Origin of the sequence: Pseudarthrobacter sp. NamE5, from assembly GCF_005796225.1 — a bacterium.
Classification (GTDB): domain Bacteria; phylum Actinomycetota; class Actinomycetes; order Actinomycetales; family Micrococcaceae; genus Arthrobacter.
Window position 1 is genome coordinate 24,944 of record NZ_VAHO01000002.1, and the last position, 16,015, is coordinate 40,958.

The window sequence follows — 16,015 nt, forward strand, 5'->3', positions numbered from 1 at the left end:
CCGTCGCCGGCCCGCACCTTGAGGAACGGGCCGACGACGGCGGTTGCCTAAGTGGCGTAGGCCCGTTTAGCGGGCGTTGAGCAGGTGTTCGATGGCCAGTTGGTTGAGGCGGACAAACGCGAAGGAGCGCTCGGCGGCCTTGTTGGCGTCGAAGTCCTCGAACGAGGCAGCGTCGGCAAGCAGGTCGGCGGTGCTTTCGCCGGCTGACAGGGTGCTTTCGCCGAGCTCGAAGACGCCGGAGGCAGCCAGGGCCTCCTGGACCTGCGGATCTGCACGGAAGGCCAGGGCGCGTTCCTTCAGGAGCAGGTACATGGCCATGTTTGCCTTGGCGGATTCCCAGACACCGTCGTAACCGTCAGTGCGGGAGGGCTTGTAGTCGAAGTGGCGGGGACCTTCATAGCGGGGGCCGCCGTTGGGGAAGCCGTTTTCGAGCAGGTCCACGGTGAAGAAGGCGCTGGTGAGATCGCCGTGGCCGAAGACGAGGTCCTGGTCGTACTTGATGCCGCGCTGGCCGTTGAGGTCGATGTGGAAGAGCTTGCCTGCCCACAGGGCCTGGGCGATGCCGTGGGTGAAATTCAGCCCTGCCATCTGCTCGTGGCCGGTTTCGGGGTTCAGGCCCACAATGTCCCCGTGTTCGAGCTGGGCGATGAAGGCCAGGCCGTGGCCAACCGTGGGCAGGAATATGTCACCGCGCGGTTCGTTGGGCTTGGGCTCCAGGGCGATCCGCAGGTTGTAGCCCTTTTCCTTGATGTAGCCGGCGGCGGTGTCAACGCCTTCCTTCATTCGGTCCAGGGCAGCTGAGAGGTCCTTGGAGCCGTCGTATTCGCTGCCCTCGCGTCCGCCCCACATGACGAACGTTTCGGCGCCAAACTCCGCGGCGAGGTCGATGTTGCGCAGGACCTTGCTGAGCGCGAAGCGGCGGATGGAGCGGTCGTTGGAGGTGAAGCCGCCGTCCTTGAACACCGGGTGGCTGAAGAGGTTGGTGGTCACCATGGGCACCTTCAGGCCGGTCTCGGCCAGTGCTGCCTTGAAGTTCTTCAGGATCAGGTCCCGCTCGGATGCCGATGCCTCGAAGGGGATGAGGTCGTTGTCGTGGAAGGTGATGCCGTACGCGCCGAGTTCGCTGAGCCGGTGTACTGCCTCGACCGGATCCAGCGCCGCACGGGTGGCGACGCCAAACGGATCGGCGCCCGTCCAGCCAACGGTCCAGAGGCCGAAGGTGAACTTGTCAGCGGGTGTGGGGGAGAGAGCCATGATGCGTCCTTGCAGTCAGTGCCGCGGTTGCGACGATTAGTTTATTGCCTGAACTATATGCGGGAAGTAGGGTGGGGTCAAGACCCCTGGGGCCCCGCGGCCCGAAGTAATGGCAAGGAGAGTTGTGATGGTGATGCCGGCATCTGCGGTGGCGGCCCCTGAGTCCGGAGTGCCCGGCAGTATGGGCGATGTCCGCCGGAGCAATCTCTCCCTGGTGCTGGGCAGGATTGCGGAGGCGCCTGCCGGGGTTCACCTGAGCCGGGCGCAGGTGGCATCTGCGACGGGCCTGACCAAGGCCTCCGTTTCGAGCCTCGTGCTGGACCTGCTGGAGGCTGGACTGGTCCGGGAAGTGGGACTCAGCCAGCAGGGACGCGGCCGGCCCAGCGTGGGACTGGAGTTGCATCCTGCCCGGTCCGTCATGGGCATGGAAATCAACGTCGACTACATTTCGGCCGGGGTTACGGACCTCGCGGGCAACCTGCTGGTGCGCGAGACGCAGGAGAGGGATAACCGGTCAGGTGGCCACGTCCCGGTGCTGGCAGCACTTGCCGGACTGGCAGCAAAGGTGCGGGCCGCGGCGGGAGACGGCGGCGTCCAGGTGCTTGGGGGAGGGCTGGCAGTGCCCGGGCTGGTGGATCCAGCGGCGGCGCGCGTTCTGACCGCCCCCAACCTGGGCTGGACCAACGTGGACCTTGACCTCGGCGCGCTGCTGCCTGATGTGCCGCTGGGCGTTGAGCTGTTTAACGAGGCGAACGCCGCTGCCCTGGCCGAACTCCGGCACCGTCCAGACGGCGCGTCCGACTTCGTTTTCGTCTCGGGCGAGGTGGGCGTCGGCGGCGGGCTGGTTGTTGGTTCCGAACTCTTTACCGGTCCGGGGGGACATGCCGGCGAAGTTGGACACATAGTGGTGGATCCCGAAGGGGTGCGCTGTTCCTGCGGCGGAACGGGCTGCCTTGAAACCTTGTCGGGGCAGGATGCCATTCTTGCTGCTGCCGGTATCGCGGCGGAGTCCCGGACGCGGACCGAATCCATCGAGGCGCTCGTGCGGGCACTTAACGACGGCCAGCCGCGCGCACTGTCGGCGGTGGAGCGCGCCGGGCGGTACCTGGGCGTTGCCCTCGCCTCAACCGCCCGTGTAATGAATATCGGATCGGTCGTGCTCGGCGGCCACTTTGCCGTCCTTGACCCGTGGCTGAGGGTGCCCCTTTTAAACAGCCTGGAGCGGTATGCCCCCGGCAGGTTCGCTCCTGAACAAGTGGGGCTTTCCGCCGTGGGGCAGGCCGGGGCGCTCCTCGGCGCGGCCGGGAGCGTGGTCCGGTCCCTGGTGGACGCGCCGCACCGGCTGCAGTAATAGGCTCCAGGCATCCCCGGTTGCGCTGGCACCGATCGCTTCTTCGCGGACGTTGGCGGCAGCGGCGGCAGCTGATGCATTGAAGGAAAAAGCCGCGCCCCGGTCCATGGACCGGGGCGCCAACCCACGCGGTGCCCCAGGAGGGAATCGAACCCCCGACCGGCGGATTAGAAGGCCGCTGCTCTATCCCCTGAGCTACTGAGGCAGTGGATTCCGGAGTTGAAATCCGGCGCCTCAAAAAGTCTACATTGCCCGCACTGCGGGCGCTGTCATCGACTCCAGGCGGCTACTGATCCTCCACAGTCGGCCACAGCTGCAGGTTGTGCACATAGACCCATTACCGCCTCCCCGCGGGTTTGCTTCGGCGCCAAGCTGGTCTTGCCTGCAAAGGCATCAACCATTGAAGACAGGACGAAGAAGATGAGCGACACCATAACGATCCGGGGCTTTGTTGCCACCGAGATCAAAAGCGCTACGACAACAGGGGGAGTGGCCACCGCCTCCTTCCGGATAGGGTCCACCACCCGGCGCTATGACAGGGAAACCGGCACCTGGGCAGACGGCCACACCAACTGGTTCCTGGTGCAGGGCTACCGCCACCTTGCAGGAAGCATGGGCTGCAGCATCAGGAAGGGCCAGCCCGTCATCGTGCTGGGCAAGCTGAAAATCCGCAGTTGGGAAAGGGACGGCAGGGTCTACTACTCACACACCATTGATGCCGAAGCCGTAGGCCATGATCTCACCTGGGGCACGGCCAACTTCATCCGGTCCTCCACCAAGCCGCTGCTCTCGCTGGTCGAGCAGGAACCCTCCTTCGACGGCGGCCATCAGCCCGGCCCGGACGGAACCTTCGAGGAGCCTGAGGACAGTGAAGAGGAAGGGGCCGACGGCGGCGATCCGGCTGCAGCGTACGTCGAGGACAGAAACGGTGACTTGGTAGCCCTGGACCTGGAAACGGGGGAACTGGCCGAATCCGGAGCCTAGCGCATCTACATCCTTGTCCGGGCTCCTGGCAATCCGGATTAGGAGAGAGGAAAGTCCTGCTGTCAACGCTTACTGTTTCCTGGGCGGGCAGGTCCCGGCACCCCCCGGCCGCAACCTGCCCGCACAGGATGTACCCGGCTGCAGGGCCGCATGGCAGAATGGCACCATGCGGCGCACCCCCGACCACCGGCAGAACAGTACGGCCGGTGCCTCTCCCGCTGCTCCTTACGCTTCGAGAAATCCCTTCGCACCCCGCCTCCTGGCGGTGCTGGCCGGAGCTGTGCTGGTCACCTCCTTGGCCGGCTGCGGCTTCGCGATCCCCGTGCATAACCGGGCAGCGCCTGCTGGGCCGACAACTGCAGCCCCATCTGCTGACGTCCCGGCCACGGATGCTGCTGCCCCCGGAACGCAGCCTGCAGGCCCTCTGGCGAATACCGCCGCCACTGCGCCAGTTTCCGGCGGCTCAGTTTCCAGCGGCGACGCACCCGGTGCAGGCGCTTCGGCCGCTGAAGCCGCCGCTACCGAAGCAGTCCGGCAGAAGGTGATGGAAACACTCGGCAAGCTGGCGGCCGGGACGCCCAAGCCGGCCACGGCACAGGTAAGTGAAGCGCTGGCTGGAGCGGGGATCGCGCCCGGAGTACTTGAAGTGTCGCAGAGCCGGACACCCACCGGCCTGGAGGCCGATGCGATCGAGGCAGCGGTGCTGCAGGGGGACGACTGCGTGATCGGCCAGGTGCGGGACGGCGCCGTGGCAGTGACGGTCCTGCCGGTATTGGCAAGCGGCAAGTGCTTTGTAGGCTCGTGAGCTTGCCGGACGGAATGTGAGATATGCCCGCCAACCCACTAGATTTGGAAGCATGGCGGAATTTATCTACACAATGACCAAGGCCCGCAAAGCCGTTGGCGAAAAACTCATTCTTGATGACGTAAGCATGTCCTTCTTCCCCGGTGCCAAGATCGGCGTCGTGGGCCCGAACGGTGCCGGTAAGTCCACCATCCTCAAAATCATGGCAGGGCTGGACACCCCCTCGAACGGCGAAGCCCGGCTCAGCCCCGGCTACAGCGTCGGCATCTTGCTCCAGGAACCCCCGCTCAACGAAGAAAAGACCGTCCTGGGCAACGTCCAGGAAGGCGTGGGCGAGATTTACGGCAAGATCCAGCGGTTCAACGAGATCTCCGAGGAAATGGCCAGCCCGGACGCTGACTATGACACCCTCCTTGAAGAGATGGGCAAGCTTCAGGAAGCAATCGACGCCGCCGACGCCTGGGACCTCGACTCCCAGCTGGAACAGGCCATGGACGCCCTCCGCTGCCCGCCTGCTGACGCGGATGTCACTAACCTTTCCGGTGGTGAACGCCGCCGCGTCGCGCTCTGCAAGCTCCTCCTGCAGAAGCCGGACCTGCTGCTCCTTGATGAGCCCACCAACCACCTGGACGCGGAAAGTGTGCTGTGGCTCGAACAGCACCTGTCCAGCTACCCCGGCGCAGTCCTTGCCGTGACCCACGACCGGTACTTCCTTGACCACGTGGCGGAATGGATTGCCGAGGTGGACCGCGGCCACCTGTACCCCTATGAAGGCAATTACTCCACCTACCTGGAGAAAAAGCGTGCCCGCCTGGAGATCCAGGGCAAGAAGGACGCCAAGCAGGCCAAGCGCCTCGCCGAGGAACTCGAGTGGGTGCGCTCCAACGCCAAGGGCCGCCAGACCAAGTCCAAGGCCCGCCTGGCCCGGTACGAGGAAATGGCCGCTGAGGCGGACCGCACGCGCAAACTGGACTTCGAAGAAATCCAGATCCCGCCGGGACCCCGCCTGGGCGGTCTGGTCCTGGAGGCCAAAAACCTGCAGAAGGGCTTCGAAGACCGGGTCCTGATCGACGGGCTGTCCTTTAGCCTGCCCCGCAACGGCATCGTGGGCGTCATCGGGCCCAACGGCGTCGGCAAGACCACTCTGTTCAAAACCATCGTTGGCCTGGAACCGCTCGACGGCGGCGACCTGAAGATCGGCGATTCGGTCAAGATCTCCTATGCGGACCAGAGTCGGGGCGGCATCGACCCCAACAAGACCCTCTGGGAGGTCGTGTCCGACGGGCTCGACTTCATCCAGGTGGGCAACGTCGAAATGCCGTCCCGCGCCTACGTTGCCGCCTTCGGCTTCAAGGGCCCGGACCAGCAGAAGAAGGCCGGGGTGCTGTCCGGTGGTGAGCGCAACCGCCTGAACCTCGCCCTGACCCTCAAGCAGGGCGGAAACCTCCTGCTCCTTGACGAACCCACCAACGACCTCGACGTCGAAACCCTCAGCAGCCTGGAAAACGCGCTGCTGGAGTTCCCCGGCTGCGCCGTGGTGGTCTCGCACGACCGCTGGTTCCTGGACCGGGTGGCCACGCACATCCTGGCCTACGAAGGCGACGAGGAAAACCCCTCCAAGTGGTACTGGTTCGAGGGCAACTTCGAATCCTACGAGGAGAACAAGGTGGAGCGGCTGGGACCGGATGCCGCCAAGCCGCACCGGGTAACGCACCGCCGCCTCACCCGCGACTAGGACATAGAGCGGCCCGGAAACAGCGCCGGGAAAACCGGAGGCGGGCACCCATCCATGGGGTGCCCGCCTTCGGCGTATCTGCTAGTTCCGGCCCGCCTTGCGGATTTGGTGCTCCACCACCTTGGACTGGAAGGCGCCCACCACCTTGCTCTTCACATCAGTGGGCACGCGGACCATTCCCTCCTGGGCAACCGACGCAACGTGCTGGCCCGCCTGGTTGAAGATTTTGCCGGTGGCCAGGCCGCGGGCACCCTGGGCGCTGGGCGATTCCTGGACGTACAGCAGCCATTCATCCACCCGGGCGGGACGGTGCCACCACATCGCATGGTCGAGGCTGGCAACGTTCATCCCCGGGGTGATCCAGCTCAGCCCGTGGCGCCGCAGGATGGACTCCAGCAGTGTGTAGTCGCTGGCGTAGGCCAGGGCGGCCCGGTGCAGGTTGGGGTTGTCCGGCATGGGCCCAAAGGTCTTCATCCAGACAGCGTTGCGCGCTTCTTTCGGTCCTTTGGCTGAGACGTACAGCGGCGCATCCACGTGCCGGATGTCGAAGGGCCGCTCGTAGGCCCAGTGCCGCGCCACGGGGTGGTCGAACTTGCCCAAGAGGTCGGCGGTGCTGGGCAGGGACTCCGGGTCGGGAATGCCGGCGGGCATTTCGGACTCATGTTCGATGCCTTCGTCCTCGCCCTGGAACGAGGCGATCATGGACAGGATGGGAACACCCTCCTGGTAGGCGTGCACCCGGCGGGCAGAGAAGGAACGGCCGTCACGCAGGCGCTGGACACCGAAGGTGATGGGTTTGTTCGCATCGCCGGGACGGAGGAAGTATCCGTGCATCGAATGCACAAAGCGCCCGGGGTCCACCGTCCTCATGGAAGCAATCAGTGACTGGGCCAGTACCTGGCCGCCGAAGACCCGATGGTGGGGCTGCTGCTGGGAAGGACCAAGGAAGATGTCCTCGTCCGTCCGGGCTCCCTCAAGCTGGCCGAGGTCAAGGAGCGAGATAAGCGAGGCAGTGGGGTCCGCGCTGGGAAGCGCCAGGAGTTCGGCGTCGGCTTCAGTCATGGTTCGACTCTAGACGGCGCCCCGGCACTGCTCAACAAAGCTCCAGCCGGTAGTGTTCTTGGTGTGACTGACTTACTCACCTCGTCATTCCGGTTCGCCGATCCGCAGGACCTGGCTGATCTTCGAACGTTCGCCACCCGGGCGAAGGCCATCGACGACGGCGCCATCCGGCTTCAGGCCGCGGGTTCCGTTCTCGCCGCTTACGTCTGCGTCCTGAGGCCCAGGCTGCTGGGTGAGTCCACCCCCACCATCCTGGGGCTCCGCACCATGGCACTGGCAAGGCCCTCTGAAACGGACGTGACGGTAGCTCTGTCCGCTGTCTTGGACCGTCTGGCACGCTCGGGCGGGGACGATGTGGAACTGCCCGTACCGCCGTCGACCGTTACCGAATCCTGGACAGGAGTGGGTGCCCCCCGGAGCGGGTGGGAGCTCATGGGCCAGCGGAGCGATGCAGGGCTGCGGAAGGCTGCGGAGGCAGGGATCGCGGAAGTGGCGGGAATCGTGCCGGACAAGCCGGGCGCGCTCATGGTCAACAACGCCCGTGCCGCCGTATGGGGGAGGGAGCTGGACGAGTCAGGCCTGCCGGCCGGAGCCGCTTTCGCCGCCCTGGCTTTGGGTTTCCTGGCCGACGGTGACCAGAAGCTCTACCGCGCCGGCCGCTGGTTCCGGCTCAGCGGCACCCGCGGCCACGTGCTCGCGCGCACCGGGAGCGGGCTGCTTTAAGGCTGGCCGCCATCAGCAGCGGGGTCCAGGGACAGCTGCTGCACCAGCCTTAGGGCGTTGAGGGGCTGTTTACCATCGAGAGCGCTGCGCGCTCCATGTAGTCCCACAGCGTTCCCTCGTAGAGCGGCGGCAATTCCAGGGCGTCGACGGCGGCACGCATGTGGAAGAGCCAGCGTTCCTTCGCCTCGGGCGTCACCTGGAAAGGCATATGCCGCATGCGCAGCCGTGGATGCCCGCGCTCTTCGCCATAGGTGGTGGGCCCGCCCCAGTACTGTTCCAGGAACATCAGGAAGCGGCGCTTCGCCGGCCCCAGGTCCTCTTCGGGGTACATGGGACGCAGCAGCGGGTCTGTTGCAACGCCGTCGTAAAAGACGTCGATCAGCTTCACGAACGTCTCATGACCGCCGACGGCATCGTAGAAGTTGTCGGTGTAGCCGGGCTTGCTGAACGGATCGTTCTGCATCAGCTGCGGGCGCTGCGGCTCAATGGGAAGGGTCATGGTCAGTCTCCGGCCTTCTGCTCGGTCTTCTTGGTTTCAGCGCTTTGGTCACTTGCCTGGTCCGTGGTCCCGTCCGGCAGCTCGTGCCATGGCGTGTAGTTCCCCTGTGAGCGGTTGCCCACCCGCAGGATCTCCCCGTTGCGCAGGTACCAGATGGCGCCGTCGTCGGAGCGTACCCGGGTGATGCGCAGCCCCATGGATTCCACCACGCCCACAACCTCGCTGGTTTCAATGACGTCGCCGATGCCGTACTGGTCTTCAATGGTAATGAAGATCCCGGCCAGGAAGTCGCGGATCAGCTGCTGGGCACCGAAACCGATGGCGACACCTAGGATGCCCACGCTGGTGAGAAGGGGCGCGATGTTGATGTCCAGGTTCTGCAGGACGTACATGCCCGTGATGATGACCACCAGTACGCCGACAACGCTGTTCAGCAGGGAACCGATGGTTTCGGCCCGCTGAACCCGCCGTTCATGGTCCAGGGCACGCAGGGCCGGCGCCACCCACTTGAATGTGGGCCTCTTGAACAGGCTGCTGCCCGAGGCCACCCGACGGGTGATGCGGGAAATGATGAAGGTGGCAACCAGCCAGACCGTGACGCCCACACCGAGGCTGATCACGATGCCCGTGATGCTTACGCCGCCGGGATCACTGGCGGCGGAAGGAAGGACTGACAACATGCTGACCATAAGGGGGAGATGCTCCTGGGTTCTCCGGCCGGTGCCGGGGGTCGTACACCGCCGCGCAGGCTACGCCCGGCGCGGAAGGCTCTGTTCTCTTTTAACCCTAGCGCCGTAGCGTGTTCACATGCGCATCCTGGTCCTGGGCGGCACCGCCTTCCTGTCAGCAGAAATAGTCCGCCAGGCGGTGGCAGCCGGTCACCAGGTCACGTGCCTGGCCCGGGGCTCCGCGGCTGAACCACCGGCAGGGGCGGTGTGGCTCAAGGCCGACCGTGCATCGGGCGGTATTGCCTATGCGGGTGCCGGCGGCGAGTGGGACGAAGTGGTGGATGTCGCCCGGGATCCGGTGCCCGCCATCCAGGCGCTGGAAGCCCTTTCGGACCGGGCGGCCCACTGGACCTTCGTGTCCAGCTGCTCCGTGTACGCCGATGCATCGGTTCCCGGGGCGGCTGAGGAAGCCGCACTCCTTCCGCAGCTTGCCCCCGGGCAGCCGTCAACGCCGGAGAATTACGGCGAGTCGAAGGTTGCGATCGAGGAAGCCACGCTACGGGCTGCAGCCGGGAAGGCACATCTGTGCCGGGCCGGACTCATTGGCGGCCCCGGCGACGGTTCGGACCGCTACGGCTACTGGCCGGGTCGTTTTGCCAGGGACGGCCTGCCGGTCATTGTGCCGGCCATCGACAACAGCCCGGTCCAGGTTATTGATGTACGTGACCTCGCCGCCTGGATCCTGCTGGCAGCTGGGAGGCAGCTTGCCGGGCCGGCGAATGCGCTGGGTGAGCAGGTGGCTTTTGGCGCGTACATCGCGGCTTCCCGCGCTGCCGCCGGCCATGAGGGTGAGGCCCTTCCGGCGGAGGCGGACTGGCTCGCGGACCAGGGCGTCGGCTACTGGGCAGGCCAGGATTCGCTGCCGCTGTGGCTCCCGCCGGCGCACGGCGGCTTCATGGCACGAAGCAACCGGGCCGCCGTCGGCGCCGGCCTGCAGCTCCGGCCGTGGCAGGAAACGCTGGCGGACACCCTGGCGGACGAACGCCGCCGCGGTCTGGACCGGCCCCGAAAAGCCGGGCTGACCCCGGAAACCGAGGCAAAGCTCGTTGCGCTCCTGCGAGCGGGAGCCTAAACGGTGAGCGCTACAGCCCGCCAACCACCGTCTGCGGCTGGTGCTCCACCGGAAAGTTGACGCTGCGGGCAATGAAGCACAGCAGGTTCGCCTCATGGTGCATCTGCCCGGCCAGCTCAAGGTGGTCCGCGTTCGTCACCGTCACCTGCGGGCGCAGCGTCACGCGCTCGAACTGGCCGCTTCCGTCCCGGTTCAGCCTCATGATTCCGGAGGCGTCGTCGCGGTATTCCGTCACCACCACCCCGTGCTTCACGGCCACGTGCAGGAACGAGAGCATGTGGCACTGTGCCAGAGCGGCCAGGAGCAGCTGTTCCGGGTTGTAGCGCTCCTTGTCACCGTGGAAGGTGGGGTCCGCGGAGCCCTTGAGCACCGGCAGTCCGGGAACCAGGATGTCGTGGTCCCGGGAATAGCCGCGGTAGGACAAGGTCCCGGCACCCAGGTTTCCCGTCCACTGGACCGCCAGCGCATACTGATGTTCACCCAGGCCCATGCGTCCCGCCTACGCTTCGCCGGGAAGGACGTCGGCCGCTCGGGCCCGCAAAGCCCGGGCGACGGCGTCGCGGTTTTCCAGCATCATCCGCCGCAGCGCGGCGCTTGCGGGCGGAAGCGCCGCCAGGAAGCCGTCCGTCCGGTCAACGGTCGCCTGGGCGGTCAGCAGCGCGGGGTAAAGCCCGGCGACGATCTGCTGGGCCAGCGCGTGCGTGCGGTTCTCGACGATGCCGGGTACGGCCTCGAAGTACTTTTCGGCGTACGGCTCGAGGAGGGACCGGTCCAGCACCCGCATGAAGCCGGTGACGGCCGAACCCTGCAGGGCGTTGGAGAGCTCGCCCTTGACCACGATGGTCTCCCAAGCGGCCGCTTTCGCCTCCGGGGTGGGGAGGGCGGCTTTGGCCAGGGCAGCGGCGTTCTGCCCGCTGGAGGTGTTGTCGCGGGCGAGTTCGGCGTCGATGCCGTCCTGTCCCATCCGTCCGCCGGCAACCAGGGACGCCACCAGCTCCCACCGCAGGTCCTGGTCCACAGCCAGCCCGTCCAGCGACAGCGAACCATCGAGCAGCCCGGCCACCCTGTCCAGCTGGGACGTGCTGCGCGCCAGCAGCGCGAAGGACTTAACGAACTGCAGCTGGGCGTCAGAGCCGCCGGGAACCGCGGACGCGAGGTCCCAGAGGCTGTCCACTGCCGCCACCGTTGTTGCTTCGCGGTGTTCCTCAGCCACGTAGAAGTTTAGCGCGGTGGCCAGCTGGCGGAGCTGGACCAGGATCACGGAGGAGTCGGACTCTGCGCCCACATTGGCCAGGATCAGTTCCACGTACTTCCGCGCCGGGGTCTCCCCGTCCCTGGCAGCGTCCCACGCTGAGTTCCACACAAGTGTCCTGGGCAGGCTCTGGCCGAAGTCCTTCAGGTGCGCCGTTGCTGTCGCCAGCGATTTTTCGTCCAGCCGCACCTTCGCGTAGGCAAGGTCGTCGTCATTGACCAGGACCAGGTCCGGCTGGGCCATGCCCACCAGCGCAGGCACCTCAGTGCGTCCGCCGTCGACGTCCAGTTCCTCCCGGTGCACCCGCTCAAGCCTGCCGGCGCCGGTGAGATGGTAGAACCCCACCGCAAGGCGGTGCGGACGGATGGTGGGCCACTCGTCCACGGCGGACTGCAGGATCGAAAAGGAAGTGAACCGGCCCCCGCCGTCCACCTCGAACTCCGGCTTGAACGTGTTGACGCCGGCGGTTTCCAGCCACTGCCGACCCCAGCTGTCCAGGTCGCGGCCGCTGGCCTTTTCCAGCTCCACCAGCAGGTCGCTGAGTTCGGTGTTCTGCCAGGAATGCTTGGCGAAGTACTCGCGCACGCCGGCCATGAACTGCTCCGGACCCACCCATGCCACCAGTTGGCGTAGCACCGAAGCGCCCTTGGCGTAGGTGATCCCGTCGAAATTGACCTCCACGTCCTGCAGGTCGTTGATCTCCGCGAAGATCGGATGGGTGGTGGGCAGCTGGTCCTGGCGGTAGGCCCAGGACTTTTCCACGGAGGCGAACGTGGTCCAGGCGCTGGTGAAGGACGTGGCCTCCACCGCGGCGAGGTGTGACATGTACTCGGCGAAGGACTCGTTAAGCCACAGGTCATTCCACCAGCGCATGGTCACCAGGTCGCCGAACCACATGTGCGCCAGCTCGTGCAGCACCGTAATGGCGCGGCGCTCTATCTGGGCATGTGGGACCTTGCTGCGGAAGACGTAGCCTTCCAGGATGGTCACGGCCCCGGCGTTTTCCATGGCGCCGGCGTTGAATTCCGGCACGAAGAGCTGGTCGTATTTCTCGAACGGGTAGGGGCAGCCGAACTGGGCCTCGAAGAATCTAAAGCCCTGCCGGGTCAGCTCGAAGATGTTGTCCGCGTCCAGGTACTGCATCAGCGACCTGCGCGCGAAAACCCCCAGCGGGACGGTCCTGCCGTCCGAACTGGCCACTTCACTGCGCACCGCCTGGTACGGGCCGGCGATCAGGGCGGTGACATAGGAGGAGAGCCGCGGGGTGGGGGAGAAGGTCCAGACGGAGCGCGCGGCGCCGTCGCTGCCCGGCGTGGTTTCCTGCGGCGCCGGGGTGGGGGAGTTGGAGATGACGTCCCAGTGCGAGGGCGCCGTGACGGTGAACGCAAAGGTTGCCTTAAGATCTGGCTGTTCGAAGACGGCGAACATCCGGCGTGAGTCCGGAACCTCGAACTGGGTATAGAGGTAGACCTCGCCGTCCACCGGGTCCACGAAGCGGTGCAGGCCCTCGCCGGTGTTCATGTAGGGCGCATCCGCCACGACGGTCAGCTCGTTATGCTCCGCAAGCTCCGGCAGCTGGATCCTGACGCCGTCCGCCACCGTGGCAGGGTCAAGGCTCCGGCCGTTCAGGGTGACGCTGTGCACCGCCCGCGTCACGGCATCGATGAAAGTGGAGGAGCCTGGCCTGGCGCTGAACTTTACCGTGGTGGTGCTGCCAAAGACGTCCCCGCCGCGGGTGAGGTCCAGGTTGACGTTGTAGGACTCGACGGCGATCGTTTCGGCACGTTCACGGGCTTCGGCGCGCGTCAGATTCATACCTGGCAAAGTGGGGCCTCCAGAAAGCTTGCGTCTGCCGGCTGGCGGTTCCCAGCGGCGGCTCTGATCATTCTTGCATTCCAGCACCCCCTGGCAAGTAGCGCGGCGCACAGTGGGTAGGGGAAAAGGTAGGAATCGAGGGGCAGCGGCGGGAGTAGCGTTAGATCATGGGCAAGTTCATGGAATCGGTGGACAGCAAGGCCCTGCGTTTTGTTGCGGGCTTTCCGGTGGTTGTGGCGGCAGCCTTCGTGGTCTGCGCCTTCCTTCTGCGCCCGGACCTTCCCGAGCCGCTCGCCGTCCGCTGGACGGACGACGGCGGTGCCTCCTTTGCGCCCTTCGGCGCCTATGTCAGCGTGGGCGCCGTGATGATCGTGGCCGCCGGATGGCTGGTCCTCTACCAGGCGGTGCCCATCAACAGGCCTGTCCTGATGCGCCGGATCATGATGGGATCCGGGCTGTTCGTCACCCTTTTCGTCACCACCGTACTCGCTGCAGGCCTCCTGGGGCAGACGGGACTGGCGGACGCCCGGGGATCACGGGTGGACACTACTGTCCTGGCACTGGGCAGCGGTGCGGCTGTGTCGCTGGGGGTGGTCATGTCTTTCGTCTTCAAGGCCGACGAGCAATGGTCGCCGGATGACGACCGGGCGCTCCAGCTCGCAATTGTCAGGGAAGCGGACCCGGACCTGGCGCGGGACAACATCCGGCTTTGGGTCCATGCGCGCAGCTCGGTGTTTGTCATGATCGCCATCGCGTCGCTGTTTCCCTCGGCGCTCATCGCCATTGTGGTGCCGTGGCTCGGCGGGCTGCTCGTCGTCGCTGCCCTCGTGGGGGCGGCGTTCCTGTGCGCCCGCGTCAAGGCCGACCGGGCCGGCCTGAAAGTCCTGCTGGCGGGCCTCGTGCCGGTCATGAACGTCCCCGCAGGTGCCATTTCCGAGGCCACCGCGGCCGACGTCAAGGCTGCAGACTACGGCGGGTGGGGTTACCGGCACCACGACGGAACCGCAGCGATGCTCGTCAGCAGCGGCCCCGCCGTCGTCGTCAGCAAGACGGACGGCCAGCGCCTCGCGGTGAGCGGCGGCAGCCCGGCCTCGGCTGCCAGGCTCGCTGAAGTCCTGACCCGGGTCGCCGCCCGGGCGCGGCGGACGGGTGGCCCATCAGAAGCCCCCGGCCCACCCGAGTCCTAGTATTCTTTACCGTGTTGTCCTGACCCTGCCTGCGCGCTACCGGCCGGCAGCCGGCGCCCCCAACCGAACGGATTCTTCTCGTGACTTCTTCCCCTGCCTTCCCGCGGGTCCACATTGCCACCGACCACGCTGGCATGGAGCTCAGCGCCCACCTGGTATCCCACCTGACTGCCAAGGGGTATGAAGTGGTGGACCACGGGCCCAAGGTTTACGACGCCCAGGACGACTACCCGTCCTTCTGTATCAACGCCGCCTTGGCAGTGGTCGCTGACCAGCAGGCAGGCGTCCACGCCCTGGGCATCGTCCTCGGCGGCTCGGGCAACGGCGAGCAGATCGCGGCCAACAAGGTGAAGGGCGTCCGGGCTGCCTTGGCCTGGAACCACTCCACGGCCACCCTGGCCCGGGAACACAACGACGCGAACGTTGTCGCCGTCGGCGGCCGCCAGCACACGGTGGAGGAAGCCACCGAACTGATCGAAGCCTTCCTGACGGAGCCGTTCAGCAACGACGAGCGCCATGTCCGCAGGATCGGCAAGATCGCCGCCTACGAAACCACCGGTGAGGTCATCGAGTAGTGCCTGAAGGGCATTCCGTCCGGCGCCTGGCGCGGCAGTTCGGCGACGTTTTCACCGGCCGGCAGCTCGCCGTGTCCAGTCCGCAGGGCAGGTTCAGCGCGGGGGCGGCGCTCCTGGACGGACACACGATGGTGGCCGCCGAAGCCCACGGAAAACACCTCTTCCTGCACTTCGACAACGCCCTGGTACTGCACGTCCACCTGGGCCTCTATGGAGCCTGGAGCTTTGGCGGCGACGGCACCTTCACCGGGTCCTCCAGCATTGGCGCGCCGCGGCGGGTGGGGGAGCGGGAGAGCTTTGCGGAGGAGGATGACGGCGGCGCCCCCTACGCCGGACCGCCCGCCCCTGTGGGCGCGGTCCGGGTGCGGCTGGCCTCGGGCAACGGCTGGGCGGACCTCCGCGGCGCCACCACCTGCGAGACGATCACCGGCGCCGAGGCCCAGGCGGTGCTGGCGCGGCTCGGCCCCGACCCCCTGCGGAACCTTCGCGGCGACGCCGGCCGCTTCACCCGGAACTTGCAGCGCCGCAACGTCCCTGTGGCCGCACTGCTGATGGACCAGAAGATCATTGCCGGCGTCGGCAATGTCTACCGCGCAGAGGTTCTCTTTCGCCAGCGCCTTGACCCCTGGCTGCCCGGAACCGCCCTGCCTGACACCTCCGCGCGGAAGCTGTGGCGCGACGTCGTCAGCGTCATGAACGACGGCGTGGCCCACGGCAGGATCATCACCACGCCGCCTAAGTACTGGACGCTCGATGGCACCACGGCCGCCAGGGCGTCTGCCGCCGGACTGCCCGTCCCGCCCATAAGCGAAAGCTTCCCGGCGCGGGATGACGCCCATTACGTGTACAAGCGGCAGGGGCTGCCGTGCCGTGTCTGCCGCACGACTGTACTGACCGCGGAGCTGGCGGGACGCAACCTCTACTGGTGCCCTTACTGCCAGCAGCAGTAGCAGGGCTGCGTGCCTGGGCGGGG

15 protein-coding genes and 1 tRNA gene are annotated in these 16,015 nt (G+C 66.4%); 9 read left to right on the plus strand and 7 right to left on the minus strand.

Going from position 1 to position 16,015, the window contains the following annotated elements:
- Positions 1-66 precede the first annotated feature (66 nt).
- A complete protein-coding gene (gene xylA, locus FDW84_RS03300; RefSeq protein WP_138606580.1) occupies positions 67-1,254 on the minus strand; it encodes a xylose isomerase in 1,188 nt (395 codons plus the stop codon).
- Between the two features lie 127 nt (positions 1,255-1,381).
- On the opposite strand from xylA, the gene FDW84_RS03305 reads away from it, so the two are divergent.
- On the plus strand, positions 1,382-2,605 hold the full coding sequence (locus FDW84_RS03305; RefSeq protein ID WP_240721358.1) for an ROK family transcriptional regulator: 1,224 nt from the start codon (positions 1,382-1,384) through the stop codon (positions 2,603-2,605).
- 132 nt (positions 2,606-2,737) lie between these two features.
- Here FDW84_RS03305 and FDW84_RS03310 read toward each other — a convergent pair.
- Positions 2,738-2,810, minus strand: a tRNA-Arg gene (locus tag FDW84_RS03310).
- A 215-nt stretch (positions 2,811-3,025) separates the two neighbouring features.
- On the opposite strand from FDW84_RS03310, the gene FDW84_RS03315 reads away from it, so the two are divergent.
- The 3 genes from FDW84_RS03315 to ettA all read left to right on the plus strand — a co-directional run bounded on the left by FDW84_RS03315 (position 3,026) and on the right by ettA (position 6,129).
- Positions 3,026-3,589 (plus strand): single-stranded DNA-binding protein, encoded by a 564-nt coding sequence (locus tag FDW84_RS03315; RefSeq protein ID WP_138606582.1) that lies wholly within the window; start codon positions 3,026-3,028, stop codon positions 3,587-3,589.
- A 166-nt stretch (positions 3,590-3,755) separates the two neighbouring features.
- Entirely contained in the window at positions 3,756-4,394 is a 639-nt protein-coding gene (locus FDW84_RS03320; RefSeq protein WP_138606584.1) for a DUF6993 domain-containing protein, read from the plus strand.
- A 52-nt stretch (positions 4,395-4,446) separates the two neighbouring features.
- Complete coding sequence (gene ettA, locus FDW84_RS03325; RefSeq protein ID WP_138606586.1) at positions 4,447-6,129, plus strand: energy-dependent translational throttle protein EttA; 1,683 nt, start codon at positions 4,447-4,449, stop codon at positions 6,127-6,129.
- Positions 6,130-6,210: 81 nt separating this feature from the next.
- On the opposite strand, the gene FDW84_RS03330 is transcribed toward ettA, so the two are convergent.
- Complete coding sequence (locus FDW84_RS03330) at positions 6,211-7,191, minus strand: acyl-CoA thioesterase (protein ID WP_138606588.1); 981 nt, start codon at positions 7,189-7,191, stop codon at positions 6,211-6,213.
- Positions 7,192-7,254: 63 nt separating this feature from the next.
- On the opposite strand from FDW84_RS03330, the gene FDW84_RS03335 reads away from it, so the two are divergent.
- On the plus strand, positions 7,255-7,914 hold the full coding sequence (locus FDW84_RS03335) for a DUF8185 domain-containing protein (RefSeq protein ID WP_138606590.1): 660 nt from the start codon (positions 7,255-7,257) through the stop codon (positions 7,912-7,914).
- Between the two features lie 49 nt (positions 7,915-7,963).
- Here FDW84_RS03335 and FDW84_RS03340 read toward each other — a convergent pair whose 3' ends face one another.
- Both FDW84_RS03340 and FDW84_RS03345 read right to left on the minus strand, forming a co-directional pair.
- Positions 7,964-8,413, minus strand: a complete 450-nt coding sequence (locus FDW84_RS03340) for a globin (RefSeq protein WP_138606592.1) — start codon at positions 8,411-8,413, stop codon at positions 7,964-7,966.
- A 2-nt stretch (positions 8,414-8,415) separates the two neighbouring features.
- Positions 8,416-9,102, minus strand: a complete 687-nt coding sequence (locus FDW84_RS03345; protein WP_138606594.1) for a mechanosensitive ion channel family protein — start codon at positions 9,100-9,102, stop codon at positions 8,416-8,418.
- Positions 9,103-9,220: 118 nt separating this feature from the next.
- On the opposite strand from FDW84_RS03345, the gene FDW84_RS03350 reads away from it, so the two are divergent.
- Entirely contained in the window at positions 9,221-10,213 is a 993-nt protein-coding gene (locus tag FDW84_RS03350; protein ID WP_138606596.1) for an NAD-dependent epimerase/dehydratase family protein, read from the plus strand.
- 10 nt (positions 10,214-10,223) lie between these two features.
- Here the strand turns inward: FDW84_RS03350 and FDW84_RS03355 are convergent, their stop codons facing one another.
- Positions 10,224-10,703, minus strand: coding sequence for an OsmC family protein (locus FDW84_RS03355; RefSeq protein ID WP_138606598.1), 480 nt, complete (start codon positions 10,701-10,703; stop codon positions 10,224-10,226).
- A 9-nt stretch (positions 10,704-10,712) separates the two neighbouring features.
- Positions 10,713-13,280 carry an aminopeptidase N gene (gene pepN / locus FDW84_RS03360; RefSeq protein ID WP_138606600.1) on the minus strand — a complete coding sequence of 856 codons (2,568 nt, stop codon included), beginning with the start codon at positions 13,278-13,280 and terminating at the stop codon, positions 10,713-10,715.
- A 167-nt stretch (positions 13,281-13,447) separates the two neighbouring features.
- Here pepN and FDW84_RS03365 point away from each other — a divergent pair, with 167 nt between their 5' ends.
- The 3 genes from FDW84_RS03365 (at position 13,448) to FDW84_RS03375 (ending at position 15,992) form a co-directional block, all read left to right on the plus strand.
- Entirely contained in the window at positions 13,448-14,467 is a 1,020-nt protein-coding gene (locus FDW84_RS03365; protein WP_138606603.1) for a hypothetical protein, read from the plus strand.
- Between the two features lie 80 nt (positions 14,468-14,547).
- The gene (locus FDW84_RS03370) at positions 14,548-15,042 is read left to right on the plus strand and encodes a ribose-5-phosphate isomerase (protein ID WP_138606606.1); all 495 of its coding nucleotides are present in this window, start codon (positions 14,548-14,550) and stop codon (positions 15,040-15,042) included.
- Complete coding sequence (locus tag FDW84_RS03375) at positions 15,042-15,992, plus strand: Fpg/Nei family DNA glycosylase (protein ID WP_138606608.1); 951 nt, start codon at positions 15,042-15,044, stop codon at positions 15,990-15,992. Before FDW84_RS03370 ends, FDW84_RS03375 begins: the two co-directional genes overlap by 1 nt.
- The last annotated feature ends 23 nt before the right edge of the window (positions 15,993-16,015 follow it).

Coding starts and splice junctions, on each gene's coding strand:
- xylA (WP_138606580.1), bottom strand. CDS start 1,254: ATGGCTCTCTCCCCCACACCCGCTGACAAGTTCACCTTCGGCCTCTGG.
- FDW84_RS03305 (WP_240721358.1), top strand. CDS start 1,382: ATGGTGATGCCGGCATCTGCGGTGGCGGCCCCTGAGTCCGGAGTGCCC.
- FDW84_RS03315 (WP_138606582.1), top strand. CDS start 3,026: ATGAGCGACACCATAACGATCCGGGGCTTTGTTGCCACCGAGATCAAA.
- FDW84_RS03320 (WP_138606584.1), top strand. CDS start 3,756: ATGCGGCGCACCCCCGACCACCGGCAGAACAGTACGGCCGGTGCCTCT.
- ettA (WP_138606586.1), top strand. CDS start 4,447: ATGGCGGAATTTATCTACACAATGACCAAGGCCCGCAAAGCCGTTGGC.
- FDW84_RS03330 (WP_138606588.1), bottom strand. CDS start 7,191: ATGACTGAAGCCGACGCCGAACTCCTGGCGCTTCCCAGCGCGGACCCC.
- FDW84_RS03340 (WP_138606592.1), bottom strand. CDS start 8,413: ATGACCCTTCCCATTGAGCCGCAGCGCCCGCAGCTGATGCAGAACGAT.
- FDW84_RS03345 (WP_138606594.1), bottom strand. CDS start 9,102: ATGGTCAGCATGTTGTCAGTCCTTCCTTCCGCCGCCAGTGATCCCGGC.
- FDW84_RS03350 (WP_138606596.1), top strand. CDS start 9,221: ATGCGCATCCTGGTCCTGGGCGGCACCGCCTTCCTGTCAGCAGAAATA.
- FDW84_RS03355 (WP_138606598.1), bottom strand. CDS start 10,703: ATGGGCCTGGGTGAACATCAGTATGCGCTGGCGGTCCAGTGGACGGGA.
- pepN (WP_138606600.1), bottom strand. CDS start 13,280: ATGAATCTGACGCGCGCCGAAGCCCGTGAACGTGCCGAAACGATCGCC.
- FDW84_RS03365 (WP_138606603.1), top strand. CDS start 13,448: ATGGGCAAGTTCATGGAATCGGTGGACAGCAAGGCCCTGCGTTTTGTT.